The following is a 26,660-nucleotide window of genomic DNA, read 5'->3' as shown; positions in this document are numbered from 1 at the left end:
CCATGCCTTGGGAGAAAAAACCCGCGTCAATCGGCTGAGCGCGGCACTTCGACCGGAAGCATGCGCTTATGACGCGTTGCCATATAGAAGCGGCGGATTGTAAGCAGCACTTCTTCGCCGACATCCTTGCCCTCCAGGAAGTCATCGATGTTTTCGTAGCTGATGCCGTAACTCTCTTCGTCCGGACGCTGCGGCGTGAGCGATTCGAGATCGGCCGTGGGCAGTTTCATCACGAGGCGATCCACGGCACCCATCGAACGCACGAGGGCTCGCACGCGGCGCTTGTTCAGCCCCGAAAGCGGCAAGATATCGGCGCCGCCATCGCCAAACTTGGTGAAGAAGCCCATCAGCGATTCGGCAGCGTGATCGGTGCCGATCACCACGCCGACGCGAGCGCCCGCTATCGCATAGTGCGCGATCATGCGCTGGCGCGCCTTGATGTTGCCGAGCACGAAGTCTTCGTGGAAATCGTCGGTATATTGCGCGCCCGCGCGTTTCAGCGCCCCGAGCATTTCGTCGGATGGGCGCTTCACGTCAACAGTCAGCGCCTCGTCCGGCCGGATGAAGTCGAGCGCGAGCCGGGCGTCTTCCTCATCGCGCTGTGTGCCATACGGCAGCCTGAGCGCGACGAAACGCGCATCATATCCGCTTGCACGGATGCGCTCGACGCTCAGTTGCGCGAGACGGCCCGCCGTCGACGAATCTACGCCGCCGCTGATCCCCAGCACAAAAGTACGCAACCCCTGCTCGACGAGGTAATTCGAAAGAAAGTCAATACGACGCTCGCGCTCGGCCTCGACGTCGAAGTCTCGGGTGACGCCGAGTTCGCGAATAATCTCTTCCTGCCAGGTGCGCCAATCGATGCTTTGCTCGTTCATCGCTTCTCCCTCACGCGCTGTGCCTGCTGCTGACCGAAGTAATGTTCGATGCGCGACAACGCATAAAGCGCTGCCGCACGCCGGATGTCGTTGCGTTCGCCCTCGAATTTCTTCGTCTCGGCGAAGGTAAGAATGTCGCCCTCGCGCGTGCGATACGACCAGGCGAAACACTGCGTGCCCGGCGGCGGTCCGTCCGGCACCTCGTCGGCTACGCCCGTGTTCGACACCGCGACCTGCGCACAGCACGCTTCCTGCTGCAACGCTCCCTCCGACATCTCCCGCGCGACCGCTTCGCTCGTGAGTCCGTGCTGCTGCATGGTTTCCTCGCGTACGCCGAGAAAGCCCGCCTTGCCCGTCGGCGAATAGGTCACGAAGCCCACGTCGAGGCAGCCCCCACTGCCGGGCACCGACGACACCAGCGACGCGATGAATCCAGCCGTGCACGATTCCGCGGTCGCGAGCGTGAGACCACGCGAGCTGAGAAAAGAAACGACTTGTTGTGGGATGTCCATGATCGCCTTCTTGAGGGCTGGCTCGCATGCGATGCTGGGCAGCAGTTCGTATGCCAGCTGCAAGGTCGAAGGACGCGTCATGGAATACTGATTGCTTCACCGCGTTGCCAACGAACGTTTCACAGGCAAGCACGGGAAACGAAGTCGAGGAGCGAGCGGTGATCAGCGAGGCGGTCTGGTTCATGGTGGTAGGCGCACTGCTGATCCTCATGGCGGTATGCACGGCTTAATCGTCCGCTTGGCGATGACTGGCGCCATGGTGTATCTCGTCGCGGGGTTCGTGCTGGGTCCGGCCGGCGTCGGTTTGCTCGAGCCCGACATCGAAGGAAACTTGCGCCTGCTGCGCGTGCTGACCGAAGCCGGGCTCGTCGTCTCGCTGTTCGCGATCGGCATGCATTTGCGCGTGCCGCTTGCGAGCGAACTCTGGCGGCTCACGTCGTGGCTCGCCGGGCCGGCCATGATTCTGACGATCGGCCTGATGTATCTCGCAGCACGTTTCGGCCTCGGCCTCGCCGCCGGACCCGCGCTGCTGCTCGCAGCGATCCTCGCTCCGACCGATCCGGTGCTCGCCAACGAGCTGCGCGTACGCAAGGCCGGCGACGACGAGGCGCTGCGCTTCGCGCTTTCACCCGGGGACGGTTCCAACGACGGCGCCGCCTATCCGTTCGCGTTGATCGCGCTCGCGCTGTGCGGGAGCCCGAGTCTCGGCAGCGGCAATCCGTGGACCTTCGCCGCAGCTATCGCCTGGGGCATCGTCAGTGCTCTCGTCATCGGCTGGGGAATCGGCTCGGGCGTCGTGCGCCTCGTGATCCGCCTGCGAACGCGTTATCGGCAAGCGCTTGGGCTGGAAGGCTTCATTGCGCTCGGAATCATGGCGCTTGCCTATGGTGCGGCGCTCCTCGTGCATGGCTATGCGTTCATCGCGGTGTTCACGGCGGGCGTGGCCTTGCGTCGGCAGGAACTCGCCGCGACGGGAGAGACGACGCCAGTAAGGCGCTCGAATCGGTCGAGCTCGGCATTCGGGGCGTCGGTGCCTTCTACTATCTGCTCTTCGCGCTCGAACAGGCAGGCAAGGAGCATGTCCAGCCGATCGCGCCGATCGTGCTCGCGACCGTCGTGCTTTCCGTTGTCCTGCATGGCACGAGCGCAAGCACACTCCTGCACCGGTACTTCTCGAATCGCGACCCGACTTAACGCTCTAGGGAACGGCGATTGCTGTTGCGAACGTGCCTGTTCGGTTTCTGTCCATTTCCGACGAGACGCGCTCACCTGGGAAAATGGCCGACGTACCATGCAAAGCGCCCTGACCCCCGCCGGCATTCAGGCGAGCCGCATTCTCGACCTCTGGCATCTGACACTCGCGGTCTGCTGCGTGGTCTTCGCGGCTATCCTGCTGGCATGCCTGATCGCGATGGTGCGCGCTCCGCGCGCCAACCGCGCGACGCCGGCGGACGTCTCCACGGTGAATCGCGCGCACCCGCGAATGCGCTTTTGGGTAACTGCGGCCACCGGACTCTCCGCGTTCCTCCTGTTCGCACTCGTACTCGCGGACGTCGTCACGGACCGCGCGTTGTCCCGGCTGCCGGTCGACAATGCGCTGCACATCGAGATGACTGGCTATCAGTGGTGGTGGCAAGCGCGCTATTCCGATGAAAACGGCGCATCCGGTTTCGTGCTCGCCAACGAGCTTCATGTTCCAGTGGGACGACCCGTTGTCGTTTCGCTCACGGCCGCCGACGTGATTCATACGTTCTGGGTGCCGAGCCTGCACGGCAAGAAGGACATGATTCCCGGACGGGACGCGACCATCGAGTTTCGCGCCGACAAGGCCGGCGTCTATCGCGGTCAGTGTGCGGAGTTCTGCGGCTACGAGCACGCGCTGATGGCCTTCTCGGTCACAGCCGATCCGCCCGCGCAATACGAAGCCTGGGCCGCGCGGCAGCGCGAGCCGGCGGCGCAAACGTCAGACGGACGCGCCGCGCGCGGTCGGGACGTATTCCTGACACAGGATTGCGCGCGCTGCCACACCGTGCGCGGCACGCCCGCGCAGGGAAGCATCGGTCCGGATCTGACCCACGTCGCGAGCCGGCAGTTCATCGCCGCAGGAACCCTCGCGAACAACCGCGGCAATCTCGCGGGCTGGATTATCGATCCGCGAACGCTCAAGCCAGGCACCGCGATGCCGCCCACACGCCTGCCGCCCGACGACCTGCAGGCGCTGCTCACGTGGTTGGAGACCTTGAAATGACGGACACGCCGCTGACCGACGGTCCGCACGCCGCGCCCGACGTGCGCGACGCACTCGCGAGAACCTGGAGCGATCCGCCCGGCTTCATCGGCATGTTGAGCGCGATCAACCACAAGACGATCGCGCGGCGCTTCATCGTGACGTGCTTCGCGTTCTTTCTGCTCGCCGGGTTGCTCGCGCTCGTCATGCGCACGCAACTCGCGCGTCCGGACCAACGCCTGATCGGACCGAACCTCTACAACGAACTCTTCACGATGCACGGCACCACGATGATGTTCCTCTTCGCCGTGCCGGTGATGCAGGCCGTCGCTGCGTACCTCGTGCCGCTGATGATCGGCGCGCGCAGCGTCGCGTTTCCCCGCATGAACGCCTACGCGTACTGGGTCTTCCTGTTCGGCGGGCTGCTGCTGTTCGGCGCGCTCATCGTGAACACCGCGCCGAACGCGGGCTGGTTCAGCTACGTGCCGCTCGCCGGCCCCGACTACTCGCCAAACAAGGGCGCGGACATCTGGGCGCAGATGATCACCTTCACCGAACTCTCCGGTCTTATTGAAGCGGTCGTTCTCATCACGACGATCTTCAAGATGCGCGCACCCGGCATGTCACTCAACCGAATGCCACTGTTCGTCTGGGCCACGCTAGTCACGCAGCTCATGGTGATCTTCGCGATGCCCGCTGTCATGCTGTGCAGCACTGCGCTGATTCTCGACCGGCTCGTGGGCACCCATTTCTATAACCCGGCGAAAGGCGGCGACGTGTTGCTGTGGCAACACCTGTTCTGGTTCTTCGGCCATCCCGAGGTGTATCTGGTCTTCATCCCGCCGCTCGGCTTCCTCTCGTCGATCATTCCGACGTTCGCGCGCCGTCCCGTGTTCGGCTATCCAGCGATGGTACTTTCGCTGATCGCCACCGCGTTTCTGGCGTTCGGGCTCTGGGTGCATCACATGTTCGCGACCAACATCCCCGAGCTTGGCAAGAGCTTCTTCACGGCCGCCAGCCTGATGATCGCGATTCCGTCGGCGATCCAGATCTTCTGCTGGATCGGCACGCTCTGGACCGGCAAGCTGAATCTGCGCGTGCCGCTGCTCTTCGTGCTCGCGTTCTTCTTCATCCTCGTGATGGGCGGCATGACCGGCATCATGGTCGCGTCCGTGCCGCTCGATCTGTAGGTTCACGATACTTACTTCGTGGTCGCGCATTTGCATTACGTGCTGTTCGGCGGCGGCGTGTTTCCGCTCTTCGGCGCGTTCTTCTACTGGTTCCCGAAGTTCGCGGGGCGCATGCTCGACGAGCGTCTGGGCAAGTGGCAGTTCTGGCTGTTTTTCATCGGCTTCAACGTGACTTTCTTTCCCATGCACCTGCTCGGTCTCGAAGGCATGCCGCGACGCGTGTGGACTTATCCGCACGGGCTCGGCTGGGACGGCATGAATCTCACCGCGACGGTCGGCGCGTACATGATCGCGCTCTCCGTGCTGCTCTTCATCGTCAATGTCGTCCGAAGCGTGAGGAGCGACGAACGCGCTCCCGCCGATCCGTGGGGCGCGGGAACGCTCGAATGGAGCGTGCCGTCGCCGCCGCCGCCGCATAACTTCGATGCCATTCCGGTCGTGCACGGCCGAGATCCGCTGTGGGAACCCGCCGCGCAGCCCGCATTCGTCGCGGGGCTTGCTGCGGATGCACGCGAGGTTCTGGTCACGAGCGTGCTCGATGCGCAGCCCGATCACCGTCCGCTGTTTCCGAAGCCATCAGTCTGGCCATTCGTCAGCGCAGTGGCGACGACCGTGCTTTTCATCGGCTCCATTTATACGCCGTGGGCGATCGTATGGGCATCGCTGCCCGTTGCGATCGCGATGATCGGGTGGTTCTGGCCGAACCGCGCCGATAACCGGCTCGCCGTCGCGCGGGAGCGTCAGCCATGAACACCGATACCCGCACGGCGACGCCGCGGCCCGACAGGCCCGAGACAGGCGACTTCGTGCTCGACGTGCGCGCGCTGCCCACCTTCGCCTTCAGTCATCGCAGTCTGATGTGGTGGAGCACGGCCGGCCTGATGCTGATCGAAGGCACCGTGTTCGCCATCGCCGTGATGATGTACTTCTATCTGCGCACGCGCGCGCCCGCCTGGCCCATGGCCGCCGATGCACCGCGTCTTTTATGGGGCACGCTGAACACCGTGGTACTGATCGTGAGCCTCGCGCCCAACCAATTTGCGAAGAACGCAGCCGAACGAGGCGAGCGCCGCAAAGCTGCGATCTGGCTCGCGGTCTGCCTCGTCGCGTCGATCGCGTTCCTCGTGATACGGGGCTTCGAGTTCGCTTCGCTGAACGTGAGCTGGTACACGAATGCGTATGGGTCGGTCGTGTGGTTGTTGCTCGGTCTGCACACGACTCATCTCATCACCGATACCGTCGATACCGCCGTGCTGACCGTGCTGCTCTTCACCGGACCATTCGAGAGCAAGCGGTTCGTCGATGTCAGCGAGAACGCGCTCTATTGGTACTTCGTCGTGTTGAGCTGGCTGCCGATCTACTGCGTGATCTATTGGGCGGCCCGGCTATGAAGACCTGGCTCGCGCTGCTCGGCGCTCCATCCGTCGTCCTCGGCTGCCTCAGCGTGAACTATGCGCTGGTGACGCCGGCATGCCGGCTTGGAGGCGAGGCGTTGCTGCACGGTGTGAGCGGCGCGAGCGCGATCGTGTGCGTGGCCGCGACGCTGCTCGCCTGGAAGCGCTGGCGCGACGCGCGGCGTGCGCTCGCCCTGCCGGCGCCCGATACCGCCGCTCGTCCCGCGCGCCCGGCGTTCATCGCCGCGGTCGCGGCAGGCGTGGGCGCGCTGTCGGTCTTGTCCGTGATCGCCATATCGATACCGCAATGGTTGCTGTCCGCATGTTGAAACTCGCACCGCTTTGCGCGCTGCTCGCATGTGCCGGTGCAAACGCGCACGTTCCCGCCGACACGCCCGAGGCGTCGCCTCTCGCGTGGACGTTCGAGCCGTGGGTCATCGTCGTGCTGACGGTGAGCGTGGTCCTTTATCTCGTCGGATATGTGAAGCTGCGCAGGCGCGGCGCGCAAGGCCGCAAGGAGCGCGCAGCGAGGCTTGCCGCATTCATCGCGGGATGGCTCACGCTCGTGATCGCGCTGGTGTCGCCGCTGCACGGACTGAGCGAATGGCTGTTTTCAGCGCACATGCTTCAGCACGAACTCTTCATGCTGGTCGCGGCGCCGCTGCTCGTCATCGGCCGGCCGCTCGGCGTGTGGCTCTGGGCGTTTCCCGCGAACGCGAGAGTACGCATCGGCGCGGCGACGCGCTCGCGCTGGATCAGATTGCCGTGGCGCTGGCTCACATTGCCACTCGTCGCGTGGACGCTCCACGCCGCCGCGCTCTGGATCTGGCATGCGCCGCGCTTCTTCGAGGCGGCGCTCGCCCGGCCCGGCATCCATACGTTGCAGCATGCGAGTTTCCTCGCAAGCGCATTGCTCTTCTGGTGGGCCGTGTTCGGCCGCGTATCGGCAGGTGCGTCGGAAGGTGGGCCGGAAGGCGCGTCGAACGCGCACGCAATGCTCTCCCTCTTCACGACGATGGTTCACACCGGCGCGCTCGGCGCATTGCTGACGCTGGCGCCGGGCATCTGGTATCCGTCGTGCATCGAGACCACGCGCGCGCTCGGCTTCGATCCGCTGCAAGATCAGCAACTCGGCGGCCTCGTGATGTGGGTGCCGGGCGGACTGGCTTATCTGATCGGCGGATTGATGGTCGGTGCGCGCTGGCTGATGCGACGCCCGCCGCCGCGCATCGGCGAGCGCATCGCCCGCGAGGGATGACAGCATGCGCAAAGTTATCGTCGCGCTGTTGCCGGTCGTCGCGCTCGCTGCGTGCAAGGGCGAGCCGCCTTCGTCCGATTCGATCACCGGCGGCAATCCGCAACGCGGCCTCGATGCGATCCGGCGCTACGGCTGCGGCGCTTGTCATCGCATTGACGGCGTGCCGGGCGCCTACGGCAAGGTCGGGCCGACGCTGCAGAAAATCGGCGAGCGCGCCTACGTCGCCGGTAAGTTGCCCAACACGCCCGAGAATCTGCAGACGTGGATTCGCTTCCCGCAGCGTATCGTGCCGGGCAGCGCGATGCCCGATCTCGGTGTAAGCGAATCTGACGCCCGTGACATCGCCGCCTATCTGTATCACCAATGACGATGAACGTCTCCCGCTTTCTCCTCATCCTGCTCCTGTGGCCGCTTGTCGCCATGGCGGACGATGCAGCGCCCTCGCCCGACCTGCTTGCGCGGGGCGCGTACCTTGCGAAAGCCGCGGATTGCGCGGGCTGCCATACGGCGGCATCGCACGGCGCGCCGTATGCCGGCGGACTCGAAATGACGTCGCCCTTCGGCACCATCGTGAGCAGCAACATCACGCCGGACCGCGAGACGGGCATCGGCGCATATAGCTTCGAGGACTTCGCGAAAGCGTTGCGCGAAGGCGTGCGACGGGATGGCAAGGGCCTGTATCCGGCGATGCCCTATCCCGCCTTCGTCAAGATCAGCGACGACGACATGCGCGCCCTCTACGCCTACATGATGCAAGGCGTGCCGGCCGTGAAGTTTAAGCCGCCCGAGACCAAAGTACCGTTTCCGTTCAACCAGCGATGGGCGCTGCGTCTGTGGCGCGCGGCGCTTGCACCGAAGGACCGCTTCGCGCCGCGACCCGGCCACGATGCCGACTGGAATCGCGGCGCGTACCTCGTGCAGTCGCTCGGGCACTGCGGCTCGTGTCATACGCCGCGCGGCATCGGCTATCAGGAGCGCGGCTACGACGAATCATCGAAAGCGTTTCTATCCGGCGGCATCAACGACAACTGGTTCGCGCCGAATCTGCGAGCCGATCCCGGCTCGGGGCTCGGCCGTGTCACAGCGCAGGACCTTGCGGCGTTCATGAAGACCGGGCACGGCGCGGGTATCGTTGCATATGGAAGCATGGTCGAAACGATCGAGGACAGTTTGCAGTATCTGACCGATGACGACCTGCGCGCGATCGCCGTCTACCTGAAGAGCCTGCCCGCGACGGGCGCAGCGGATGGCATCTTCGATCCCACACTCGCGGAGCCCGGCCGTCTTAAAACGCGCGCTCCCGACATTGCGCCAGCACAAGGCGCGGCGGTGTACGCGGGCTTTTGCACGCAGTGTCATCGCGATGACGGCAAGGGGGTGCAGAACGCGTTTCCGGCGCTTGCCGGCAATCCGTCGGTCATCAGCGAGGACACGACCTCGCTGATCCGGCTGCTGGTTGAAGGCGGCAACAGTCCGGCGACGATACACGGCCCGCCGCGTCAGCCGATGCCGCCGTTCGCCGCGCGCCTCACCGATGTGCAGATCGCACAAGTGCTGACGTACGTGCGCGCGTCCTGGGGCAACGATGCGCGTCCGATCACCACGAACGATGTCGCTTCGATGCGCAGCAAGCTGCACAAGTAGGCCTACGTCTGGCGCGCTCATTCGAGCGCCATCGCCTCCACGGCGTCGCCGATGCGCTCGGCTTCGTCATAATGGACCATATGCCCGCGCTTCGGAATGATGGAGAGCACGCTATGCCCGATGTCTTTGAAGAGACGCCCGGACTGTGACGCCGCGTCGACGATCAGGTCATCGCTGCCGGCGAAGATGCGGACCGGCATGTCCATCTCGCCGTAGCGTGCCGACATGTGCGCCGCGGCCGGAATCATGCACGCGGCATCCTCCGCCGTGGCCCGCATCTGCGACGGGCGCAGTACGATTCCACGCGGCACATACGTGTGGAAGCTCTCGGTTGCCTCGCGCGGAGCGAACATAGCTTGGACCGTACGCCCGTACATCATGCGCGCGACGATAGGCGAGACCGTGTAGCGCATCACATCGCCGATGACCGGAATGGCGACGGGCGCGCTGATCGCGACATCTACCCGCGCGGTCGGATAGTAGTAGCCGGAGATCAGCGTGAGCCCTCGAATCTCCATATGCGGTTCCAGCGCCATGGCGACCGCGACGACACAACCGAAGGAGTGGCCGGCGACTACCGCGCGGGGCAGCCCCATGTTTTTGAGCGCGGATTGGATGGTCCGCGCCTGCGCCTGCGGCGTCCAAAGGCGACCGCGCGGCCGCTCGCTGTATCCGAAGCCCGGACGATCGAAAGCGATGACGCGATAGCGTCTCGATAGACGATCGAACAGCCCGCTCGCCAGGAAATCCTGCGCCGTGACCAGGTTTCCATGCAGCAGCACCACGACCGGACCGTCACCCTCGTCGAAGTAATGGAGCCGCACACCTTCGGCTTCGATGAACTGGCCGAGCGGCGGACAGTCGCGCTCCGCACGTCGCGCGCGCATGGCGGTCCACGCCGCAATCCCGATCGATGCGACGGCCGCGCCGGCAATCAACACACCGCGCGAGAGCAATGATCCGTTTCGTGAGGCTCGCATGCTTAACCCGTAGAGTTGGATGCAGACAGTCTGTCGTATTCCCTGCAACCCTTGTTCCCGTTCGCCACGACAATGATCGGCAACTTCCGGCGGATCGCGACAGGACTGGCCGCAGCAGCGGCACCACGAAGGCGATAAAGACGCCGTTCAGTCCGATACCGAGGCCGGGAAACGCACCCAATTTCCCGCTGTCCTGATACCCGCGTGCCGTATCGACGCCGTGTCGACGCGGTGTCGACACCGTGCGAAGCCACGCCGAGCGCGAAGCCGCGGGTTTCAGCGTCCTCGATTCGCAACGTGGCATTTGGCCGCCTTGAAGGATTGCAGGCACCCGACTGCTGTCGCTGCAGCTCAATAACGGTGTCAGAGCCGATCAAACCTTCATTACGTCTAGCTGAGTCTGCGACCGGCTGTGCTCTTACCAGAAACCAGCGGAACACGTTGTCGATTCGACTGATACGCAGTTCGATCTGGCTCGCGACGAGCGCACCAATGACATGGGTCTGTGGCTCGTGCCAACCGACCGGCTGATCCGGAATCGTGAAGGACGGAAGTTCGGCCGTCAGAATCACGGGAGGCGCGTAGGCATGCCACGGAGCCGGTGACCGTCTGCAACAGTCTCAAATTCGGCTGGAGTCCGTCAGCGCCGTACACGGAAGCGGCAACCCTTCAAGTCGACCTTCAGATCGTCGCAAGCGGTGATACGTCTGTTGCCAAATGAGCGCCGACATCTTGCCATCGAAGGTTGTTCTTCCCGCCGAGTAAGATCCCGTCATGATCGGTCTTTGCTGACGCTGTCATCGAGCGCTTCGAGCGGAAACATAGTGTGGTCCCACTCGCCGATTTCTCTGGGAATTCGTCTGCATAGGACAGTTCACGGCGAAGGCGGTCACTTGCAAATTACTCGCCAGCGTAATTGGCGCGGCGGACTGCAAGGAAGGGGCTTCGTCACTCATATATGTCGACCGCGTCTGCTTCGGAGGATGACGAGGATGGATTGGATGACGTCGGTTAGCAGCCCGCGTCGACGCCGCATGTACCGAGTGCGCCTGGAAAGGCGGCGCCGAGAAGCCGCGCAACTCGTCCAAGCTGAATTAGTACGGCCACTTATGCGGTCAGCTCATCGCCATCTGAAAGAATCACGCGAGCGCGTACTCGGCGCCTTTCCACTTCCCGATGTGACCCTGCTAAAGCGCCGCGCGCGTCGCTTGGAATTCGTGCTGCGCAATCGGAAACGAACGGCGTAAGCCGCGCGGGCAGCCGCAGCACGCTCCTATTTTCGCCGAGCAATAGCATGGCGCGGTCGACTAGCCGGGTCCGCGCCTTGCTCTGTGCAGGAGCCATTCAACTCAGAACGGAGGACAATATGTCCCGCCAAGATCCCACACAAACGACGACCGCCGCTACCGCCCGGGCGACGCAGAGCCAAGACGCGATCCAGCTGCTGACCGAGGATCATCGTGCCGTCCAGAAGCTGTTCGATGCGTTCGGGAAAACCGCGAGGGACGATCTCGACGCGAAGACCACGCTCGTCCGCCGCGCCTGCGAAGAGCTCACGGTGCACGCAATGATCGAGGAGGAACTGCTTTATCCCGCCGCCCAGGAAGCGCTCGGCGAGAACGACCGCCCCGACGTCGAGGAAGCGTATGTCGAACACTTTCTCGTGAAGGTGCTGATTGAAAAATTTGTGAAGCTGAAAGCAGGCGACGCGGGCTTCGACGCGACCTTCAAGGTGATGAGCGAGATGGTGAACCATCACATCGAAGAGGAAGAGTCGGACCTGTTCCCCAAGCTGCGGAAGTCGGGCGCGGATCTCGACGCACTCGGCAAAAAGCTGATGCAGCGCAAGGAAGAACTCGAATCGAAGATCCCAAAGGATGCGGGCGATAACACCGCACGCCTGCACTGACCGGCGCTCATCGAGAGTTACGCGGCGGTCCGGCGCCAACGCGGTCATCGGCGCGACGCGTGGCCCCGCCAGGTGAGCCAAGCGGCAGGCGGCAACGTTGAGTTGAGCGGCGCTTACGCGATGGACACCCGGGAAACCCCGCGCGATGTTCGTTCTTTCGATGCGGGCGCTCAGACGTCCGCATCGAGAGTCCTGCTCTACTCCCGCAGTCCGCTGAAAAGATCGGAAATCGCGCGATGCGTCGACGCGTTCAATCCCGCGCCGATTGCCGTCTGGACTGTGTGGCGCAGGCCCAGAACCGCGACGCCGACGAGCGCAAGTGCGATGAATTCGGCATTCGGCGAGCGCAGAAACCATGGCGCCCTATTCGTCGCCGGCCGCACGCGCGGCGTGCGCCTGATGCGCAGCGGCGCCTCCGCCTCACGCGCTGCGATGAGTTCCGCGCGCGATTCGGCCATGCGCGCGAGCATGGCTTCCTGAGCCTCGGCGTGCTTCATTGCGCGACCTCCTTGATCGCTTCCATATCGCGCCGCAACTGATCGCGCAGCAACTGGAACGGCTCCGCCGGCCTGCGTGACATCATTACGAGCACGGCAATAACCGCGACCGCGAGCCATGCGCCCGCCACGCACCACGCGGTCAGCGCCAGATGCGGGGTGCCGACCGCCGTTACGATCACGGCGACCGATACGAAGGACAACGTGAACAGCGCGCCGATCGCGAGCGTGACGAGCGCGATCACTTCGTGCAGCACGCGCTTCTTCGTTTCGGCAAGCTCGACTGAAATCAGCTCCCCATAGTCGCCCATGCGTCTCGTGCAAAAGTGGCCGATCCTGCGCCAGTTGGCAATTTTCCTCTGGAGTGTCATCGTTGCTTCTCCGGCGAGTTCAGAATGATGCGCCGCGGGGCCAGCTCGAGCGGTAGTGCCGCAGCGCTCCGCACACTCCCTTCGCGCGCTCATCGTTTGATGCGCGCGTCGGTGTACAGCCTCAATCGCGCACGCTCCCCTTTTATCGGTCAACGCGTCGTGCAGAGATGCGCATTGACGTGCACGGGCGGCGCATCGTCATGGTATGGCGGCTGACGTGCGAAGCTTTCGACTACGCCGGGCCTCAAGATCAGGCAGTACGTAGAGCCGCCGTACTGAAAGTAGCCAAGCTCTTCCCCTTTGCGCACGCGCTGGCCGGGCAACGCCTCAATCATGCACGACGACACTTCCGCCATGCCGACGAACACGCACGCGACTTCCCCGATGGATGGATCATCGCAATCGATGACGATCACCGCGCGCGCCGCGACCGCGGTGATATAGCCTTGCGAATCGTTGAGACTGCCCGGCTCTTCGCCCTCCGAATCGGCATCGGAGTAATAGGTGCCATCGACAAGATACGCCTTCGTGATTGTCCCGCTCACGGGCGCGTGCCAACGGTGGTAAAAAAACGCGCTGAGATAGGCCTGATACACCGTCCCGCCGACAAAGCGGCCCGCGAGCTCCGCTTCCTTCGCGGTAAATATCTCGAGGAGAGAGTATGGCTGCGACTTGATCCAGAAAGATTCCTGAAGCTGCACGTCGTGTTGGATGTTATACGGCGATGCCTCGCACGCGCTAACGATGACCTTGCTGTCGTCCGGGTGCGCGACCGGACGCGCATGGGGTTTGAATTCGCGCGTGAAGAAATGATTCCACGACGCGAAACCCCAATAAGGCTTTTGCGGATCGCAGAGAAACTGATCGAGGCCGATCTTCTCGTCGGCTTCTTTGCTGAACCAGCCATTGGGTGAATCGGTCGTCAGATGCGTTCGCGAATACGGTCCGCTCAAGAATCCAGACCACACGTTCAGTAATTTCTTCAGATGCGCGTTGAACGCCGGGTCACGAAACAGCGCGTAGCCGGATGGCATGACCATCGGCCAGTCGAGCAATGCGTTGACGGGACAGTGAATCAGGCTCGATGTGCTGAAAGGCGGGGAATAGGTCAGCATCGCATCGAGCAGCACGATGAATTCGTCGATACTCGAATAACCCAGTGTGTAACCGGCTTCGCGCGCCTGGCGGATCGCACGTGTGAAATCCATGCGCACAACCGGATCGTCGCGGATGAACGCCGCCATCTCTTCGACGACGCCGGCTCGCTTCGCCATGTTCGCTCGTTTCCGCGCGTGTTCCGCAAAGGTCTCGCGAAACCGCGCGATCACTTCCTCTTCGCGGGGAAGCCACTCGCCGAGGCGGCGTCGCTCGTCTGTCGCCATGTCGGCTCCGATCGTTTGGTTTGATCGATACGTGTCTAGCAGTTTTCATGCCCTAGTCGCTCTTAACTTCGGTTTGCGGCTACCGCCGCGTCTTGCCGCACGCGAGGTGCCGGCGCGCATCAAAAAAGCTAAGACCGTCCGGCATATCGGATCGACGACGATGTCCTCGGCCTCGCTGTCTGTCCAACATCAGCGGAGATCGCCAAACTAATTCGAGATGGATTTGGGGGCCGTCGGTTGAAAGCCGCGGCCTTCAGCTCTACGCTTTTCGAAGTCGTTTCCAATGCGTCTCCAGTGAGCGTCTATCTGCTGTCGCCAACTCAGGACGCGGTCGTCCTCGCCGGTCAACGATGGGTTCCTGAATGCGCCGTCGCATCGGCGGGAAGAACTGGTCGGCCTCAGTCTTTTCGAAGCGCTTCCCCGCAGTCACGGCGAGCCAGAGGACGCGCGAAGCGCCTTCGCCGCTCGATCGTTCGTGTGATTGAAACAGGAGCGCCAGACGCACTGCCGACGACACGTTGTCCGATTCGCGTCGAAAGGCGGGAAGGTGGCGCAGCGTACGAGAGCGCTCTTAGGCGCCGCAAGCACGCCGATTTTCGGCGAAGAGTCATGCCTGGTCTGGCGGCAACATTGAAGGCACGTGCACCGACCGTTGCGGTCCGCATGCGAGTTGCGAGATCGTTCGATCCGTCAATCAGTTTGCGCTTGCGTTGTAGAGCCGATGAATGCGTCGGAGCGGACTGGTCGTTGCAAGGGGGCCGCCTGCGTAGTGGCGAACTCGACGATGGCGCGGCCAGACTTGCCGAAGTCGAGACGTCGGTCACGCTGCGAGGTAGTTCGGGCGCTAACGAACTCAACGCCGTCGCAAAGCCCAGTGATCTCACGTGCCCCGAGTGCGGCTACGTCTGGACTCTCTCGACGGCGAAACGACTTCGATACGCAAGGGAAGGCACCTGTTCGATTCCGCGTCCGGCGTGCTCGAAGACGCGGCCAATAATCGCGCGACGCATCGCGGCCGCAATGACCTAGCTGCCAGAGCTTTATCAATCATTTAAAACGATCTCGTCATTGTGGTTCGCCCTACTGAAGCAACCCGTTTCCGCGGGTGGCTACGTCGCGGGAGCGTCCGCTCGGATCGAGACAGCGCGTTGGATTTCGAGTGGCCACCTGGCCTTGTGTGCTGCGGCTTCGCCACGCGCGAGGGATATGCGCATCGCCCCGCAGGCAATGGTTCTTTTTAGAATGCGCCGCCGAACTCTCGCATCAGCATGCGGCGGATCACCACGAAAATATGAGCGTCGCATCCTGATTTCCGTCCAACGCGGGTTCCGTACATCACGAGATGCCAGAAGTCGTCCATACTGAACGTGGGAAGCCTGTTGCATCCGGCATTTTCTGCGCTCATCGATTCGATGGGCATTTTCGTTCTCCGTGCGAGTCAGCTTGTGACAAGGCTGCGATGCAGATTTTCCATCGGCATTAGTAATCAGGCATACTCATGGGCAGGGCAAGCCGAATGAAAGACCCAGCACCTGTCACGCTCGACGTGCTTCTCGCCATCCGCTCAGCATCGCGTGAGCCTCTTGCAAACGCAAGCGTTCTCGACGCGTTAGGCCGGCTGGGTGTGACAGTTCGTCGAGCAGACCATACGCGAGAAGGCATGACCATCCTGTGCAACGGAGACGTCAGGACGCTGCGCCTCTGCGCAGAGCACCTCGCGTCGCTGTCCTTCGTAGGCGGCGTTTCGGTGCAGCGTTGCGACGAAATGGGTGCATGAGCAATGACGTCGCGCTTCAGTCAAGGAGTGGTGCAACATGTCCGGCGTTTGCCAACAGTGATCGTGAAGGAAACCTCGGGAAGGAGGGCATGACGGCGTCCGGTTTACCGCTGCCAAGTCGGCCACGCGCACTCGAACACACGCGCGAAGCATGCTATGTCGCGTGGCGGGATCGGCGCGTCGCCCGCCACTCCTCTGAAACCAGCTAAATTAGAAGCGACCGCTTGTCTCTAGCGCCCATGCCACTGGAGGTGCATTTTCGCACCGCTCGGCGCCATACTGGGAACATACTCGAAGTAATCCGGGTATGCTGCCTGCCGGCATAGTCGTGAACCAGTTTCTCATCGGGCGCTGAACGCCTTCGTCAGATAATGCGTCGTATGGGTAAGCGGCATCTCTTAAGGTCACCGCCAACCTTTCCACTGCGCATCGCAAAACGAGGGAACGCTCACTCGAGGGATGCAATCTGCACAAAGCCTTCATAACCCGGTTGCGCTCGGTCGCTAAGCGCGCCGAAAGCAAGAGCATCTGCTGGAAAACGAAGTACAGGGGCACCCGGGAATCCTCTGGGATTCGGGTGAGAAGCGGCAGGAGAGTTGGACTAGGCCCGGTCAAGTTCGCCGCGCCGACCATCACACAGGCCAAACGCGCCCACTCGCGCTTGGAAAGACCGAGCAACAAGCCATCTCCACTTTTCGATACCAGCTGAATGACCTCATGATAGCCCCTAGCTCCTTTGGCTCGATTCGCTTTGACGCACATCACCATGAGGTTGCCGGGCGCGTATGCCCCATCATTGTTGATCCTGTCGACCGACCAGTCGCTTTCGGCTAGCGCAGAATGTGTCATGGCCGTCAATGTAATCGGGCACACCGCGCAGTCGATCCTTTTTAGGTAGGCAGGAGTCACTTCGCAGTCGAGAATTCGGCGGCGTCGAAATGCGTTCAGCCGAAGCTGCAACCATTTCGACACGAAGCGATCGGGAAGATGTTGCGGAACGCGAAAATGCTCACGTCCGGCGCGGTATCCGTCCAGTACACTGTGCTCGCTGATTGCAGGGTCCAATACACGGCCAATCGAGCGAAATCCCAACCGATCTCAAACCCGGTTTTCGCAACGTTGACAGCTTGCATCGCGCTGGCCCCCGCCAAATAGGTTCGGCTTACCTCGTCGTAAGCGTTACAGCAATGCGGGTGCCGCAGAGGCAATCCAACGCTGACGAGGTCAGCGAGAGCGCTTCTTTGATGGCGGAGGGAGAGGAACACAATCGATCCCCGACAGCCAATATTGCTCGCCCGAGGACCGGCAACCCTGTCGCGCCTAACAGGGTTCCAAGCTCAAGCTGAGGAGAGTGGGACGCTGATCCTGAATGAGAGGCGGCTCAAGGTGATGCCCGCCTCCCGCGCCGGCCCACAGTCAATGAAAGCCAATTCGGGGTCCTCTATCGGACGGCGAGAAGCGACTCGCAGCCAGCATTAGCACTGAGCGGCTACGTCCTCGTTGGCGCCAACCTGCAATTGACGAAGCAGCGCAAGCATGGGAAACGGCTTGCTCATAAAGCAGACACAAGGTACGCTCGGGCGCCGTCGAGCATCGGAAATCAAAATCACCGGGATTTGCGCAAGCTTCGGATCCGCAAGCATTGAACGGATTAGCCCCACGCCATCCAAGCCGGGCATAGCACAGTCCGTCACCACAACGTCTGGCGTGCCGATTTCGCGAGCGATAAAGCGTGTTCGCCGTCGGTTGCAGTTCGGACAGTATGACCTTCCGCCGCAATCGCACGCCGAGAGAACCCGGCCACCCCATATCATCATCCACCAGTAGCACCGAAGCCATGCCGAGTTCCTTCGTTGTCGCTTATGGCGGACCGTCTCCTTTGCCTTATGCCCTTTCAGAACGCTTGCCAAGCACAAGAGCTAGCCGCGCGATCACTTTCGACTGACCTCGACGAGCCGCGTGCTCGCAGCGTACGGCTGTCCGCGGCTCTTCATTTGCTAATCCACGGGCGACAGCCTCGCGCTGCCCTGTCCGAAGCATAAGCGCGGCCATGACGTAGGCCGAAAGCTCTTCAGCAACGTACGATAGATACGTCACTGCCCTTCGCGTCTTCTGAGGCCGTACACCCGCGGCGATAACGCGTTACTTGCCCACCTCCTCCTTCGACAATTCTTGCTTGGCAAGCATGGTCAGCTTTTCGTCCGTTGACTTTTCCTCCTCCAACGTCTCCAGTAAAAGATTCATACCTTCTGTATAACCGAGCTTTTTCGCAAGCGTCGCCAGCGTCCCATACGCAGCGATCTCGTAGTGCTCAACTTTCTGAGCCGCCGCGATCAGCGCTGCATCCAGGATCGGGCCCTTCTCGATTTCCTCGATTTGCTCTTGACCCTCTTCAACGAGTCCCTCCATGGCGACGCACTTCAAGCGTTTAAGCTTGACGCCAGTACTTTCGACTACTTGGTCGATCCGCTCCACCTGTCCCTGCGTCTCTTCCAGGTGAGTTTTGAACGCTGCCGATAATTCAGGATTGGTTGCAGCCCGCGCCAGTCGGGGCAGCGCCTTGGTCAGCTGTTTCTCCGCACTGTAGATATCAGAGAGTCCGTGAATAAAAAGGTCATTAAGGGTTGCGACGGCCATGGCGATTCTCCATAAAGTTGGGCGGTTACGGCGCAGATCTGCCCGCAAACGCTATGCCGCGAATTAGCCTCCACTCCCGCTGGCGGGTGTCGCGATTGCTACGCGCTTCGGTCCCATTAAGGAAGTACAGCGCCTCCGATGTCATGACATATATCAACAGACGAATTCACACGGGTTAGATTTATGCGAGCAGTAGGCGACCTTGTTTTGTTGCTACTACTGGCCAGCGTACTTCTGACGCTGCGCACACGAACGCCGCAAGCGTCCCGGTTGTCGCGGGCCTCTGCAACTCTGTGTGGCCGGAGCATGTGAAACTGGCGCCCTCAATCGGTCGAGGCGTTCGCGAGGTTTGCTGCAGCCACCGCTGCTGTCATCGCGTCGGAACCGCAGATGCGCGATCTTCCTTGATCAATGTGATGTCGTTCTAGTCTCGGTTCGGCGAGGAGGTTTGTCGACATTCGCCCATCGACTTTCGAACGTGGCCTCGAATTGATGCGTCAAGTTGTCCTCGCCACTATCACCGTTATCAACGCAATCCGTTCCGTGTCTCCCGAGACATCACAGAACCACGCCATCGACTTCGATGAAATGTCCGGCAGACGGAAAGTCGCGCTCAGCGCAGCGCGCCCGCACGGCGATGCACGCCACGTTGGCGAGCGATGCGACGGCCGCACCGCCAAGCCACGCGTGACACTGGACTATGATCCAGTTCTGCGAACTAACATGCTTCTTCGCTCAACGGCGTGGGTCACGACGCTCACCGCTTTCGAGCCGCCGGGCGATGCGTGCCCCGCGTGAAAACGAAGAAGCCCGCGCCCGCCGCCGCGATCGCGAACCGGCTCGGATTGGCCTTCACGACGCTGATGCTCCTTGCGAGGAGCCGCGTCCATATCGTCGCGCCGGGTTCCATCGCGCGCGGCACCGGCACGGCCACTGGCACCGGCACGCGCACGGGCGCGGGCGGGGGCGCGTGCACGGTGGCATCGTCGGCCGCGGGGCCGGCAGGCACTTGTCCGCCATTCGGTGGCAGCGCTTCCGGCGATTCCGGCGCGGGCCGTTGCTCGCCTTCGCGCGCTTCAACTCGCGTTGCCGCCGCTTCTGCGCCGAGCAGCAAAACCGCGGCGGCGAAGTAGAGCCACATCAATAGAACGGCAAGCGAGCCCGCCGCGCCAAATGCGTTCGCTGTCCCCGCGTGCGTGAGGTACAACGCGAAAATCTTCTTGCCGACGGAAAATAGCACGGCGGAAATGCTCCCGCCGACGAGCGCATCGCGCCAAGGCACAGGACCATCGGGCAGATATTTGAGCAGCGCGGCAAAAGCGCCGGACAGAATCACGAGTCCGAGCAGGAACTGCACGATGTCGCCAATTATGACGAGCGGCGATTCGCCGAACACCCATTTGCCCGCAGCCTGGACGGCGGTGTCGAGCACCAGCGACACGATCAGCAGAAACGCGACGCCCATGACCAGGCCGAAGGAAATGAGCCGCACCTTGACGAGCATGGCGACGCCCGACTTCTGTTCGGCGTCCTTCGGCCAGATCACCGAAAGCGCCGTGCTTAACGATGAAAACGTCGCTGATGCGCCCACTGCCAGCAGCACGAACGACAGCACCGCCGCGATGCCGCTGCCGCCGCTCTGATGTGCATGCTCGACGATCGCCTGCACGCTCGCTGCCGCCTCCTTGCCGAGCATCCCGCTGATCTGATGAAACAATTGCCCGCGCGCCGCTTCCGCGCCGAACACGAGACCGGCGACGGCGATCACCATGACGAGCGTCGGCGCGAGGGAGAAAGCGGAGTAAAAGGCGATGCTTGCGGCCATCGGCGCGCTGCGGTCGGCGCTGAAGCGTTTGAAGGTGCGAACGGGCCACGCGAAAGCGCCGCCCATCAGCGATTTGACGTCCATGGGTCATCTCCCGGTGATCGGGCGCTCTGTTGAGAGCATCGACGGTGCCAGCCGCCGCGCCCCGAACGCCGACCAGTAAGTACCAGACCCGCGTGCATCGACGCGGGCCTTCCGTGCCACGCTAGATTTCGCTTACTGCACGCCCTTCTTCGCGGCGAGATCCTGCGCCATCTTCAGATGTTTCTGGATGGTAGGCAGCGCCTTCTGCGCAGCCTTCTTGAGGTCGGCGTTCTGACCTTCCTGCGCTTCCTTCTGGAACGCGGCTACGGCCTTCTGATGCCCTTCAACGCCCACCTTCTGGATGTACATGGTGTCGAACTCCTTGCCCTTCAGCGGTCTGAGCGCGTCGATCACCGCGGTGTCCGAGTTGTCCTTCGGGACTGCGACGCCATGCGGGGCCGCCATCTTCAACTGCATGGTCAACTTGGTGTGGTCGACGATCATGTGATGCGCGAAACTTTTAACGTCCTTGTCCTGCGACTGCTTGCTGGCGAGCTTGGCCGTGTCGATTTCGGTCGAACTCGATTCCGACGCGGCCTGTACGAACGCTTTATCGACTGCCGGAAGATCGTTAGCCTGAGTCGTACTTGCCGCCTGCGTCTGCCCAAGAACGGTGATCGGCGCGGCGCTGATCAGCGTGAACGCGGCGAAAGTAGCCAGAGCCGGATGTGCCTTCATGAAAATCTCCTCATTGAATGGTCCAGTCGCTCCGGCCCTTCAGCAATAGCGATGCCGGGTCGCACCGCCCAAACACCAAACGCCGGGAAGTAAAAGGCCGAGCGGGCTGAAACAGAAAGGAACCGCCAATCGAAGGCGCCATACGAGTCTCGTAATATGCCCAACAGGGTTCGTCCGAAAGCCATCCGTTGCACGCACAACTTGAAGATCCGCGCGTGAATTCAGTCTGATCGCGGTGGTGCGAGCGTATAGTCGAGGTCCGTTCCATTGTGTTGAAAGACCGTGACTGTCGTTCCTCCGAGGTGCGCGAACATCGTCGCGAAGCCTTTATCTCTTTTGATCGGTCGCGGCATCGGCGCGCCTTGCTCAACCAACATGAACATCCACTGCCTCGAACCGGCGAGCGGGCCGGTGTTCGATCGGAGTCTCGATAGCCGACGAATATATCTTCCGGATAGGTTGGCGGCCCGTATTGACTGTCAACATTCCCGCCGCACAGATGATGGCGTTAGCGCAGGCCGCGCGCGGCATGACAATGACCGCCGGAGTCGTGAAGACCAAACGATGAGCCGGGTTTTGAAAAAACCCGAAAACGCTTCGCACCCTTCGCTTATCGCGGCTGCCATGCGATGCGGGCAACGCCCTCCCCGCCCCGCCGCATGCGAGCTCGTCAGTAGCCATTGCGCCCTCCCTGCTCTTACGGCAGGTGGTCGTATCCGTGGATTCCGATCGAATCTCGGGCCCCTTCCGCCGCTGGGACGGGACCCAAGAAGACAGACGGTTAAGCGCACGCCTACCGCCCGTGCGGTGGCACACCGGTTGCTGAAGTGTGCTCAGGCGGGCCGCAGCACATCGTATTAGGCTTGCCTCACATATCACGACGCGGCTTCACTGCTGCAACACGCCAGCGCGAGTCCGAGACGCGCTGAGGCCTGCAGTCACACGGCCATAGGCAACGCATGCGCGTCGCTCTTGGGCGCTGCAAGCTAGCTGTTCAACTTCGATGACTCGCGCGAAGCCCGTGAGGGAGTTCGTGCGCCATAAAAGGAGTCGTTCAAATGTTCGTGCATAACAAACGCCTGCAATACACGGTACGCGTGGGCGTCCCCAATCCGGGTCTGGCCAATCTGATGCTGGAGCAATTCGGCGGTCCGCAAGGCGAACTGGCGGCCGCGATGCGTTATTTCACGCAAGCGGTCAGCGAAGACGATGCTGGCCGCAAGGACCTGCTTTTCGATATTGCGACGGAAGAGTTGAGCCATCTTGAAGTCATCGGATCGATCGTCGCGATGCTGAACAAGGGCGCAAAAGGTCAACTCGCAGAAGCCGTCGAGCAGGAAGCCGAATTGTATCGATCGCTCACCGGCCCCGGCAACGATTCGCACGTTACGCAGTTGCTTTACGGCGGAGGTCCGTCGCTCACGAATTCGGCGGGCGTGCCGTGGAGCGCCGCGTATATCGATACGATCGGCGAGCCGACAGCCGATCTGCGTTCGAACATCGCCGCCGAGGCGCGCGCGAAGATCGTCTATGAGCGCCTGATGAACGTGACCGACGATCCGGGCATCAAGGAAGCGCTGGGCTTTCTCATGACGCGCGAAATCGCGCATCAGAAATCGTTCGAGAAGGCGCTGCATTCGATTCAGCCGAACTTTCCGCAAGGCAAGCTGCCGGGCATTCCCGAGTTCGCGAGCGTGTACTTCAACATGTCGAAGGGCGACGATGCGCGCGGACCGTGGAACGAAGGCGGCGACTGGCAGTTCGTCGAGGACCCGCAACCCGCAGTCGACGGCGGCGACGGCACCGCGACCGTGACCGTTACCGAGCAGGACGTGCAGGTGCTGCAAGCGATGGCATCGCGTACGGCTTCAGATCCTTCGGCGGATCCGACGACGGGCGCCGATCTCGGCGCGGGAAGCGCGGACAAGGTGTAAGGTGCACACGGCGCCGTCTGCATTGCAGACGGCGCCGCGCCTGGCGTTTCGTTATCGAGCGCAGCATCCGCCAACCGCTTTTCATATTCAGCGAGTGGAAACCGGGCTAGGGAAATAACCAACAGGGGCAACAACAGCGTATTCATCGACGCTTGCCTGCTGTCACCTTTACCCTTACTTCGATCGAAGCAGCTTCTGGAAGCAACGCGCATCAGGCCGGCCAACGTACGCGCCATAACGCTGCGTCCGAGAAGCCGTTGCGTTCGTAGAAGCGAATCGCGCGATGGTTTACGGCGCGCGTTTCCAGCACGATCTTCCTGCAGCCTGAGGCGGCTGCATCGCTCTCGAGTTGACGGAGAATTGCTTGCCCGACGCCAGCGGCGTTGGGCGGGCTGTAGAGTCGCTTGAGTTCGGCCGTACCGTTGTCGTAATGCCAGAACGCTCCGCATCCCACCGGCTCGCCGAGCGCTGTTCGCGCGATGCAAAAGGCTCCATTCGACGAGCGGAAGTCGGCGAGTTGAAACCGCGATTGCCCTCCGTCTCCTGAGAACACGGCCAGCATTGCGCTGAGTTCATCGAGAAGTCGTGTTCCCTCCGGTGATGTCGGATCGTCGCGGCTCACGACGATGGCAACCGATGATTGACTCATTCGCACCTCCATTTCCTTTGTCCCAGCAATTCAGCGAATCCGGGACCCGCGACGGTTCAAGATGGACGTCGTCTCCAACACGACCACTTCGAAAACGGGCGAACTGTTTGCGTCCGCAGTCCTCTGTGACCTCCTCCCAAGCCAAGGTGTCCCCGCTCGAACGCTTCATGCTCGTCATTCCAGTGCGGCGAGCGCCGCGTTACACGGCTCAGCGAAATGGAGTTCTTCTATCTTTGCCAACAGATGGTGCGCCAAGCGAGCCTCATGAATGAAACCAAACTGCAAGTCGAGCTGGGCGGCCACGGTCTGCCGTCCTCCCACGGCGCGTTCCCAAACGCCGGCATGCGCCTTCCTGTACGGCAGTACTGAAGCCCTTCCACTGCTACTCGACGTCGTGGCGCCAAAATGCTGCGGCGCTTCTTCGCTCGCTTTCATGTCGGCGCTCGCGCCGTGTTCAGCTTACGTCCAGCCGACTGGCACGTGACTTGCCCTCATAAAGTGCAACAGCGACCCGGGAGCAGGCTATGGACAACACCAGAACGTCTCGCTCGTCTGTCGACGAACTCGATACGGTTCCGGACACCGCGAGCCCCGCTTACGCCAATCCACATCCGCTATCCCGTGCTTTCGATAAGTTCGCGAGCTTGGTTACCAGGTGGGCTGGCTCGCCAGCCGCTTTCTGTTTGGCGGTGTTGACAGTGGTTGCGTGGGTTGTAACCGGACCGTTGTTTCACTACTCCGATGGTTGGCAGCTAGTGATCAATACTGGCACAACTGTCGTCACATTTCTGATGGTCTTTTTGATTCAGCAGAGCCAGAATAAAGATAGCGTTGCCCTGCATTTAAAGCTTAACGAGTTGCTCTCGTCGCATCGTGCGGCGAGCAATCAACTCATCGGGATAGAGGACGCTTCCGAGGATGAATTGCGACGTCTTGCGGCAGCTTATCTCCGCCTTTCAACACGATCGGAAGGAATGGGTTCGGCTTCGAGTCCGAAAGAGGCCGTAGCAGAAATCTCCGACAGATACGAGCCCTCGTCCAGCGCGTAGCCTGCTCTTAAATCAACCGAGAGACTCCCGCTGCGGCAAGCGTGCGCTTGTGGACCTGCTCAGTGCTATCGAGCGCGGCTACAACGGTCGTAAGCGCAGCGCCGGAAGCACTCCAGCGGAATCAATTCGTGACTGCCGGAAAGCATCGCTCCAGGTCTTTGACTCGCTGAGGCGTTGGAAAAGCCCGGGTCCTGGGGACAACGAGAGGGCCTCCCGTTGACCATATCCGACGCCGAATGAACGCTCCCTTTCAGATCCCCCGCGAGGTCGAGTTCTCCGGCGAGTTCGTAGTCCGCTATCTCGAGGACAGGGTCGAAGGGCCTTGCTTGAGTGCCGCGTGTGCCCGCCTGCCCTCGCGGGCCTGCCCGATGAGTGAGTTCCTTATGGGTGCAGGAATTACGAGCCGCCAGCCGCGGTCTGGCAAGACAAATCGGGCGACCTCCGAGTCGAGTTGCCCGCGTCTGAGAGCGACACCCAATAACCCGCCAGTGCGACGCACCCTTGGCATCAAACTGGAGGGGCGCCTACTTGCACGCTCACCGAGAGTGGCATGAACGAGGAGACAAACGTCAGCAGAGCCCGCGGAGGCGGGCTTCGAAGAAGCGGTAAGTTAGGAGCAGTAGCCGCCCTTATGATGGGAACCGGTGCCGCCGTGAGGATGTTCTCCCTTCGGGCAAGCGTGGGCGACGTTCACAATACATAGCAGCGCGACGATTAAAGCAGCAATTTTTTTCATAGGGTCTCCTTGTTGTCGTTAGCCTGCACATTTCCGCCGACGGTCACAGTGTGACAATCCTGTTTACGGCAGTCGCTTCGGTCGCTTGAGGTGCGGCCGGAAAAACGCACGCCCGCGTCTTCTCGTTTGCCGCTGCTACCTCTCGACAGCCATTCGCTTGTGCGCAAGGCGTCCAAGCCATGACGTCAGATGTTCGGCATGCCGATTGCAACCATCGGCGGCAGTATTCGCGACGTACGGCGAAATGGAGACAAGGATGGACAATGGCGGCGTTGGCTACGCGTACCTCGGAATACCCGAACGTCTGTCGAGCGCGCTGTTGACTGTCGTAAACCGCATGCAGCAGAGCCTAGCGGGCAAGGAAAGCTGCGCTTGGGCGCAGTTGACAAGTGCAGCGCTGAGCCGATGCGTGCTGCAGTTTGCGAGCATGTACCGCGAACATGGTGCAGATGATCCGCGGCCGGAAGTTTCATGCTCGGAGGTGTTTCACCTGTTCGCCGAGCAGCTGTTGGAAGACGGGACGGACGCTGAATGGTGCGTGCCTGCGCACGTGGTACCAGTCGTTGCTGGCGCTCTTGCGGCACGCGGACAGCTATTGGTTGACCGTATGGGACGCTAATGAGCGCAGCCCGCGTGGTGGTACGGCCTCGGAACCTTCGAACTAGCGGCGCGGGACATCCTATTCCCCGGCGAAGCGCCTGCCAATCCTTGGATGGGCGAGATTCGTGATAGATGCGCTTGCCATACCCGTTCGACGCTGCTCGTCGTCCCTTCGCGATTCGCCTTCGACATCCGACGCTGACTTCGAGTGCCAGGAGCTTTGCGACAACCGCGACCTCATTGTCTCTGCGAGCTAAGCTAGCTCAACGAACATGTACCAAGGCCAATACGCCAGGTGGTAGAACCAGAGAAAAGCACTTCGAAACTCCGTTTGGCAATGTCGAGGCACGCAGTCTGCCGGAAACGCGCGCGACTCGCGGTACCCAACGTACACCGTTCCGATGATGACCCGGAGCAACGCCAAGATGAGCGTTGGCATAGACAAAGGG

23 protein-coding genes and 3 pseudogenes are annotated in these 26,660 nt (G+C 61.9%); 13 read left to right on the top strand and 13 right to left on the bottom strand.

Going from position 1 to position 26,660, the window contains the following annotated elements; genetic code table 11:
• Positions 1-26: 26 nt before the first annotated feature.
• Positions 27-878 carry an ammonia-dependent NAD(+) synthetase gene (nadE, locus tag QCE69_RS37400; RefSeq protein ID WP_309935895.1) on the bottom strand — a complete coding sequence of 284 codons (852 nt, stop codon included), beginning with the start codon at positions 876-878 and terminating at the stop codon, positions 27-29.
• Positions 875-1,390 carry a CinA family protein gene (locus QCE69_RS37395; protein WP_309911439.1) on the bottom strand — a complete coding sequence of 172 codons (516 nt, stop codon included), beginning with the start codon at positions 1,388-1,390 and terminating at the stop codon, positions 875-877. The genes nadE and QCE69_RS37395 overlap by 4 nt, the downstream gene beginning before the upstream one ends.
• Positions 1,391-1,551: 161 nt before the next feature.
• Between QCE69_RS37395 and QCE69_RS37390 the strand changes: the two are divergent.
• From QCE69_RS37390 to QCE69_RS37355, 8 genes and pseudogenes are all read left to right on the top strand, one after another.
• A pseudogene (locus tag QCE69_RS37390) lies at positions 1,552-2,584 on the top strand (cation:proton antiporter).
• Positions 2,469-3,638, top strand: coding sequence for a cytochrome c oxidase subunit II (gene coxB, locus QCE69_RS37385; protein WP_309935894.1), 1,170 nt, complete (start codon positions 2,469-2,471; stop codon positions 3,636-3,638). The pseudogene QCE69_RS37390 and the gene coxB overlap by 116 nt, the downstream one beginning before the upstream one ends.
• Positions 3,635-5,557, top strand: a pseudogene (ctaD, locus tag QCE69_RS37380) (cytochrome c oxidase subunit I). Before coxB ends, ctaD begins: the two are co-directional and overlap by 4 nt.
• Positions 5,554-6,198 carry a cytochrome c oxidase subunit 3 gene (locus QCE69_RS37375; RefSeq protein WP_309911442.1) on the top strand — a complete coding sequence of 215 codons (645 nt, stop codon included), beginning with the start codon at positions 5,554-5,556 and terminating at the stop codon, positions 6,196-6,198. The pseudogene ctaD and the gene QCE69_RS37375 overlap by 4 nt, the downstream one beginning before the upstream one ends.
• Positions 6,195-6,530 carry a hypothetical protein gene (locus QCE69_RS37370; RefSeq protein ID WP_309911444.1) on the top strand — a complete coding sequence of 112 codons (336 nt, stop codon included), beginning with the start codon at positions 6,195-6,197 and terminating at the stop codon, positions 6,528-6,530. The genes QCE69_RS37375 and QCE69_RS37370 overlap by 4 nt, the downstream gene beginning before the upstream one ends.
• Positions 6,524-7,459 (top strand): cytochrome c oxidase assembly protein, encoded by a 936-nt coding sequence (locus tag QCE69_RS37365; RefSeq protein ID WP_309935893.1) that lies wholly within the window; start codon positions 6,524-6,526, stop codon positions 7,457-7,459. Before QCE69_RS37370 ends, QCE69_RS37365 begins: the two co-directional genes overlap by 7 nt.
• A 4-nt stretch (positions 7,460-7,463) precedes the next feature.
• Positions 7,464-7,826 carry a c-type cytochrome gene (locus QCE69_RS37360; RefSeq protein WP_309911446.1) on the top strand — a complete coding sequence of 121 codons (363 nt, stop codon included), beginning with the start codon at positions 7,464-7,466 and terminating at the stop codon, positions 7,824-7,826.
• Between the two features lie 2 nt (positions 7,827-7,828).
• On the top strand, positions 7,829-9,103 hold the full coding sequence (locus QCE69_RS37355) for a cytochrome c (protein ID WP_409018325.1): 1,275 nt from the start codon (positions 7,829-7,831) through the stop codon (positions 9,101-9,103).
• 17 nt (positions 9,104-9,120) lie between these two features.
• Here QCE69_RS37355 and QCE69_RS37350 read toward each other — a convergent pair whose 3' ends face one another.
• Entirely contained in the window at positions 9,121-9,888 is a 768-nt protein-coding gene (locus QCE69_RS37350) for an alpha/beta hydrolase (RefSeq protein WP_309911447.1), read from the bottom strand.
• On the opposite strand from QCE69_RS37350, the gene QCE69_RS37345 reads away from it, so the two are divergent.
• On the top strand, positions 9,874-10,062 hold the full coding sequence (locus tag QCE69_RS37345) for a hypothetical protein (RefSeq protein WP_309911484.1): 189 nt from the start codon (positions 9,874-9,876) through the stop codon (positions 10,060-10,062). The genes QCE69_RS37350 and QCE69_RS37345 overlap by 15 nt on opposite strands.
• Before the next feature lie 115 nt (positions 10,063-10,177).
• Here QCE69_RS37345 and QCE69_RS37340 read toward each other — a convergent pair.
• A pseudogene (locus tag QCE69_RS37340) lies at positions 10,178-10,379 on the bottom strand (LrgB family protein); the annotation flags it as partial.
• Between the two features lie 1,070 nt (positions 10,380-11,449).
• On the opposite strand from QCE69_RS37340, the gene QCE69_RS37335 reads away from it, so the two are divergent.
• On the top strand, positions 11,450-11,992 hold the full coding sequence (locus QCE69_RS37335) for a hemerythrin domain-containing protein (protein WP_309911449.1): 543 nt from the start codon (positions 11,450-11,452) through the stop codon (positions 11,990-11,992).
• A gap of 197 nt (positions 11,993-12,189) precedes the next feature.
• Here QCE69_RS37335 and QCE69_RS37330 read toward each other — a convergent pair whose 3' ends face one another.
• The 7 genes from QCE69_RS37330 to QCE69_RS37300 all read right to left on the bottom strand — a co-directional run bounded on the left by QCE69_RS37330 (position 12,190) and on the right by QCE69_RS37300 (position 21,243).
• Positions 12,190-12,489, bottom strand: a complete 300-nt coding sequence (locus QCE69_RS37330) for a hypothetical protein (RefSeq protein WP_309911450.1) — start codon at positions 12,487-12,489, stop codon at positions 12,190-12,192.
• Entirely contained in the window at positions 12,486-12,800 is a 315-nt protein-coding gene (locus tag QCE69_RS37325; protein ID WP_309935892.1) for a phage holin family protein, read from the bottom strand. The genes QCE69_RS37330 and QCE69_RS37325 overlap by 4 nt, the downstream gene beginning before the upstream one ends.
• 209 nt (positions 12,801-13,009) lie before the next feature.
• Positions 13,010-14,242: a phosphatidylserine decarboxylase family protein gene (locus QCE69_RS37320; RefSeq protein ID WP_309935891.1), complete on the bottom strand. Its 1,233-nt coding sequence runs from the start codon at positions 14,240-14,242 to the stop codon at positions 13,010-13,012.
• 1,237 nt (positions 14,243-15,479) lie between these two features.
• Positions 15,480-15,662 carry a hypothetical protein gene (locus QCE69_RS37315; protein WP_309911455.1) on the bottom strand — a complete coding sequence of 61 codons (183 nt, stop codon included), beginning with the start codon at positions 15,660-15,662 and terminating at the stop codon, positions 15,480-15,482.
• A 2,499-nt stretch (positions 15,663-18,161) separates the two neighbouring features.
• Entirely contained in the window at positions 18,162-18,656 is a 495-nt protein-coding gene (locus QCE69_RS37310; protein ID WP_309935890.1) for a DUF892 family protein, read from the bottom strand.
• Positions 18,657-19,413: 757 nt separating this feature from the next.
• Positions 19,414-20,565 carry a YihY/virulence factor BrkB family protein gene (locus QCE69_RS37305; protein ID WP_309935889.1) on the bottom strand — a complete coding sequence of 384 codons (1,152 nt, stop codon included), beginning with the start codon at positions 20,563-20,565 and terminating at the stop codon, positions 19,414-19,416.
• Between the two features lie 132 nt (positions 20,566-20,697).
• Positions 20,698-21,243 (bottom strand): DUF4142 domain-containing protein, encoded by a 546-nt coding sequence (locus QCE69_RS37300; RefSeq protein ID WP_309935888.1) that lies wholly within the window; start codon positions 21,241-21,243, stop codon positions 20,698-20,700.
• Between the two features lie 1,058 nt (positions 21,244-22,301).
• Between QCE69_RS37300 and QCE69_RS37295 the strand changes: the two genes are divergently transcribed.
• On the top strand, positions 22,302-23,177 hold the full coding sequence (locus QCE69_RS37295; RefSeq protein ID WP_309935887.1) for a manganese catalase family protein: 876 nt from the start codon (positions 22,302-22,304) through the stop codon (positions 23,175-23,177).
• 211 nt (positions 23,178-23,388) lie between these two features.
• Here QCE69_RS37295 and QCE69_RS37290 read toward each other — a convergent pair whose 3' ends face one another.
• Together QCE69_RS37290 and QCE69_RS37285 are read right to left on the bottom strand one after the other, a co-directional pair.
• Positions 23,389-23,826 carry a GNAT family N-acetyltransferase gene (locus QCE69_RS37290; protein ID WP_309935886.1) on the bottom strand — a complete coding sequence of 146 codons (438 nt, stop codon included), beginning with the start codon at positions 23,824-23,826 and terminating at the stop codon, positions 23,389-23,391.
• 174 nt (positions 23,827-24,000) lie between these two features.
• Positions 24,001-24,261, bottom strand: a complete 261-nt coding sequence (locus QCE69_RS37285; RefSeq protein ID WP_309911463.1) for a hypothetical protein — start codon at positions 24,259-24,261, stop codon at positions 24,001-24,003.
• A gap of 89 nt (positions 24,262-24,350) precedes the next feature.
• Here QCE69_RS37285 and QCE69_RS37280 point away from each other — a divergent pair, with 89 nt between their 5' ends.
• Positions 24,351-24,875 (top strand): low affinity iron permease family protein, encoded by a 525-nt coding sequence (locus QCE69_RS37280; protein WP_309911465.1) that lies wholly within the window; start codon positions 24,351-24,353, stop codon positions 24,873-24,875.
• Between the two features lie 992 nt (positions 24,876-25,867).
• Complete coding sequence (locus QCE69_RS37275) at positions 25,868-26,230, top strand: hypothetical protein (protein WP_309935885.1); 363 nt, start codon at positions 25,868-25,870, stop codon at positions 26,228-26,230.
• The last annotated feature ends 430 nt before the right edge of the window (positions 26,231-26,660 follow it).

The organism is Caballeronia sp. LZ032, assembly GCF_031451315.1.
Lineage (GTDB): Bacteria > Pseudomonadota > Gammaproteobacteria > Burkholderiales > Burkholderiaceae > Caballeronia.
The sequence above is the reverse complement of the archived record's forward strand: the minus strand, read 5'-3'. Positions and strand labels throughout refer to the sequence as shown.

What these genes read in the sequence shown, in the direction of transcription:
- QCE69_RS37300 (WP_309935888.1), bottom strand. Translation starts at nt 21,243, where the DNA reads ATGAAGGCACATCCGGCTCTGGCTACTTTCGCCGCGTTCACGCTGATC.
- QCE69_RS37330 (WP_309911450.1), bottom strand. Translation starts at nt 12,489, where the DNA reads ATGAAGCACGCCGAGGCTCAGGAAGCCATGCTCGCGCGCATGGCCGAA.
- nadE (WP_309935895.1), bottom strand. Translation starts at nt 878, where the DNA reads ATGAACGAGCAAAGCATCGATTGGCGCACCTGGCAGGAAGAGATTATT.
- QCE69_RS37335 (WP_309911449.1), top strand. Translation starts at nt 11,450, where the DNA reads ATGTCCCGCCAAGATCCCACACAAACGACGACCGCCGCTACCGCCCGG.
- QCE69_RS37315 (WP_309911455.1), bottom strand. Translation starts at nt 15,662, where the DNA reads ATGCCCATCGAATCGATGAGCGCAGAAAATGCCGGATGCAACAGGCTT.
- QCE69_RS37325 (WP_309935892.1), bottom strand. Translation starts at nt 12,800, where the DNA reads ATGGGCGACTATGGGGAGCTGATTTCAGTCGAGCTTGCCGAAACGAAG.
- QCE69_RS37320 (WP_309935891.1), bottom strand. Translation starts at nt 14,242, where the DNA reads ATGGCGACAGACGAGCGACGCCGCCTCGGCGAGTGGCTTCCCCGCGAA.
- QCE69_RS37355 (WP_409018325.1), top strand. Translation starts at nt 7,829, where the DNA reads ATGAACGTCTCCCGCTTTCTCCTCATCCTGCTCCTGTGGCCGCTTGTC.
- QCE69_RS37280 (WP_309911465.1), top strand. Translation starts at nt 24,351, where the DNA reads ATGGACAACACCAGAACGTCTCGCTCGTCTGTCGACGAACTCGATACG.
- QCE69_RS37310 (WP_309935890.1), bottom strand. Translation starts at nt 18,656, where the DNA reads ATGGCCGTCGCAACCCTTAATGACCTTTTTATTCACGGACTCTCTGAT.
- QCE69_RS37395 (WP_309911439.1), bottom strand. Translation starts at nt 1,390, where the DNA reads ATGGACATCCCACAACAAGTCGTTTCTTTTCTCAGCTCGCGTGGTCTC.
- QCE69_RS37375 (WP_309911442.1), top strand. Translation starts at nt 5,554, where the DNA reads ATGAACACCGATACCCGCACGGCGACGCCGCGGCCCGACAGGCCCGAG.
- QCE69_RS37360 (WP_309911446.1), top strand. Translation starts at nt 7,464, where the DNA reads ATGCGCAAAGTTATCGTCGCGCTGTTGCCGGTCGTCGCGCTCGCTGCG.
- QCE69_RS37345 (WP_309911484.1), top strand. Translation starts at nt 9,874, where the DNA reads ATGCAGCAGCACCACGACCGGACCGTCACCCTCGTCGAAGTAATGGAG.
- QCE69_RS37290 (WP_309935886.1), bottom strand. Translation starts at nt 23,826, where the DNA reads ATGAGTCAATCATCGGTTGCCATCGTCGTGAGCCGCGACGATCCGACA.
- QCE69_RS37305 (WP_309935889.1), bottom strand. Translation starts at nt 20,565, where the DNA reads ATGGACGTCAAATCGCTGATGGGCGGCGCTTTCGCGTGGCCCGTTCGC.
- QCE69_RS37365 (WP_309935893.1), top strand. Translation starts at nt 6,524, where the DNA reads ATGTTGAAACTCGCACCGCTTTGCGCGCTGCTCGCATGTGCCGGTGCA.
- coxB (WP_309935894.1), top strand. Translation starts at nt 2,469, where the DNA reads ATGTCCAGCCGATCGCGCCGATCGTGCTCGCGACCGTCGTGCTTTCCG.
- QCE69_RS37295 (WP_309935887.1), top strand. Translation starts at nt 22,302, where the DNA reads ATGTTCGTGCATAACAAACGCCTGCAATACACGGTACGCGTGGGCGTC.
- QCE69_RS37285 (WP_309911463.1), bottom strand. Translation starts at nt 24,261, where the DNA reads ATGAAAGCGAGCGAAGAAGCGCCGCAGCATTTTGGCGCCACGACGTCG.
- QCE69_RS37275 (WP_309935885.1), top strand. Translation starts at nt 25,868, where the DNA reads ATGGACAATGGCGGCGTTGGCTACGCGTACCTCGGAATACCCGAACGT.
- QCE69_RS37370 (WP_309911444.1), top strand. Translation starts at nt 6,195, where the DNA reads ATGAAGACCTGGCTCGCGCTGCTCGGCGCTCCATCCGTCGTCCTCGGC.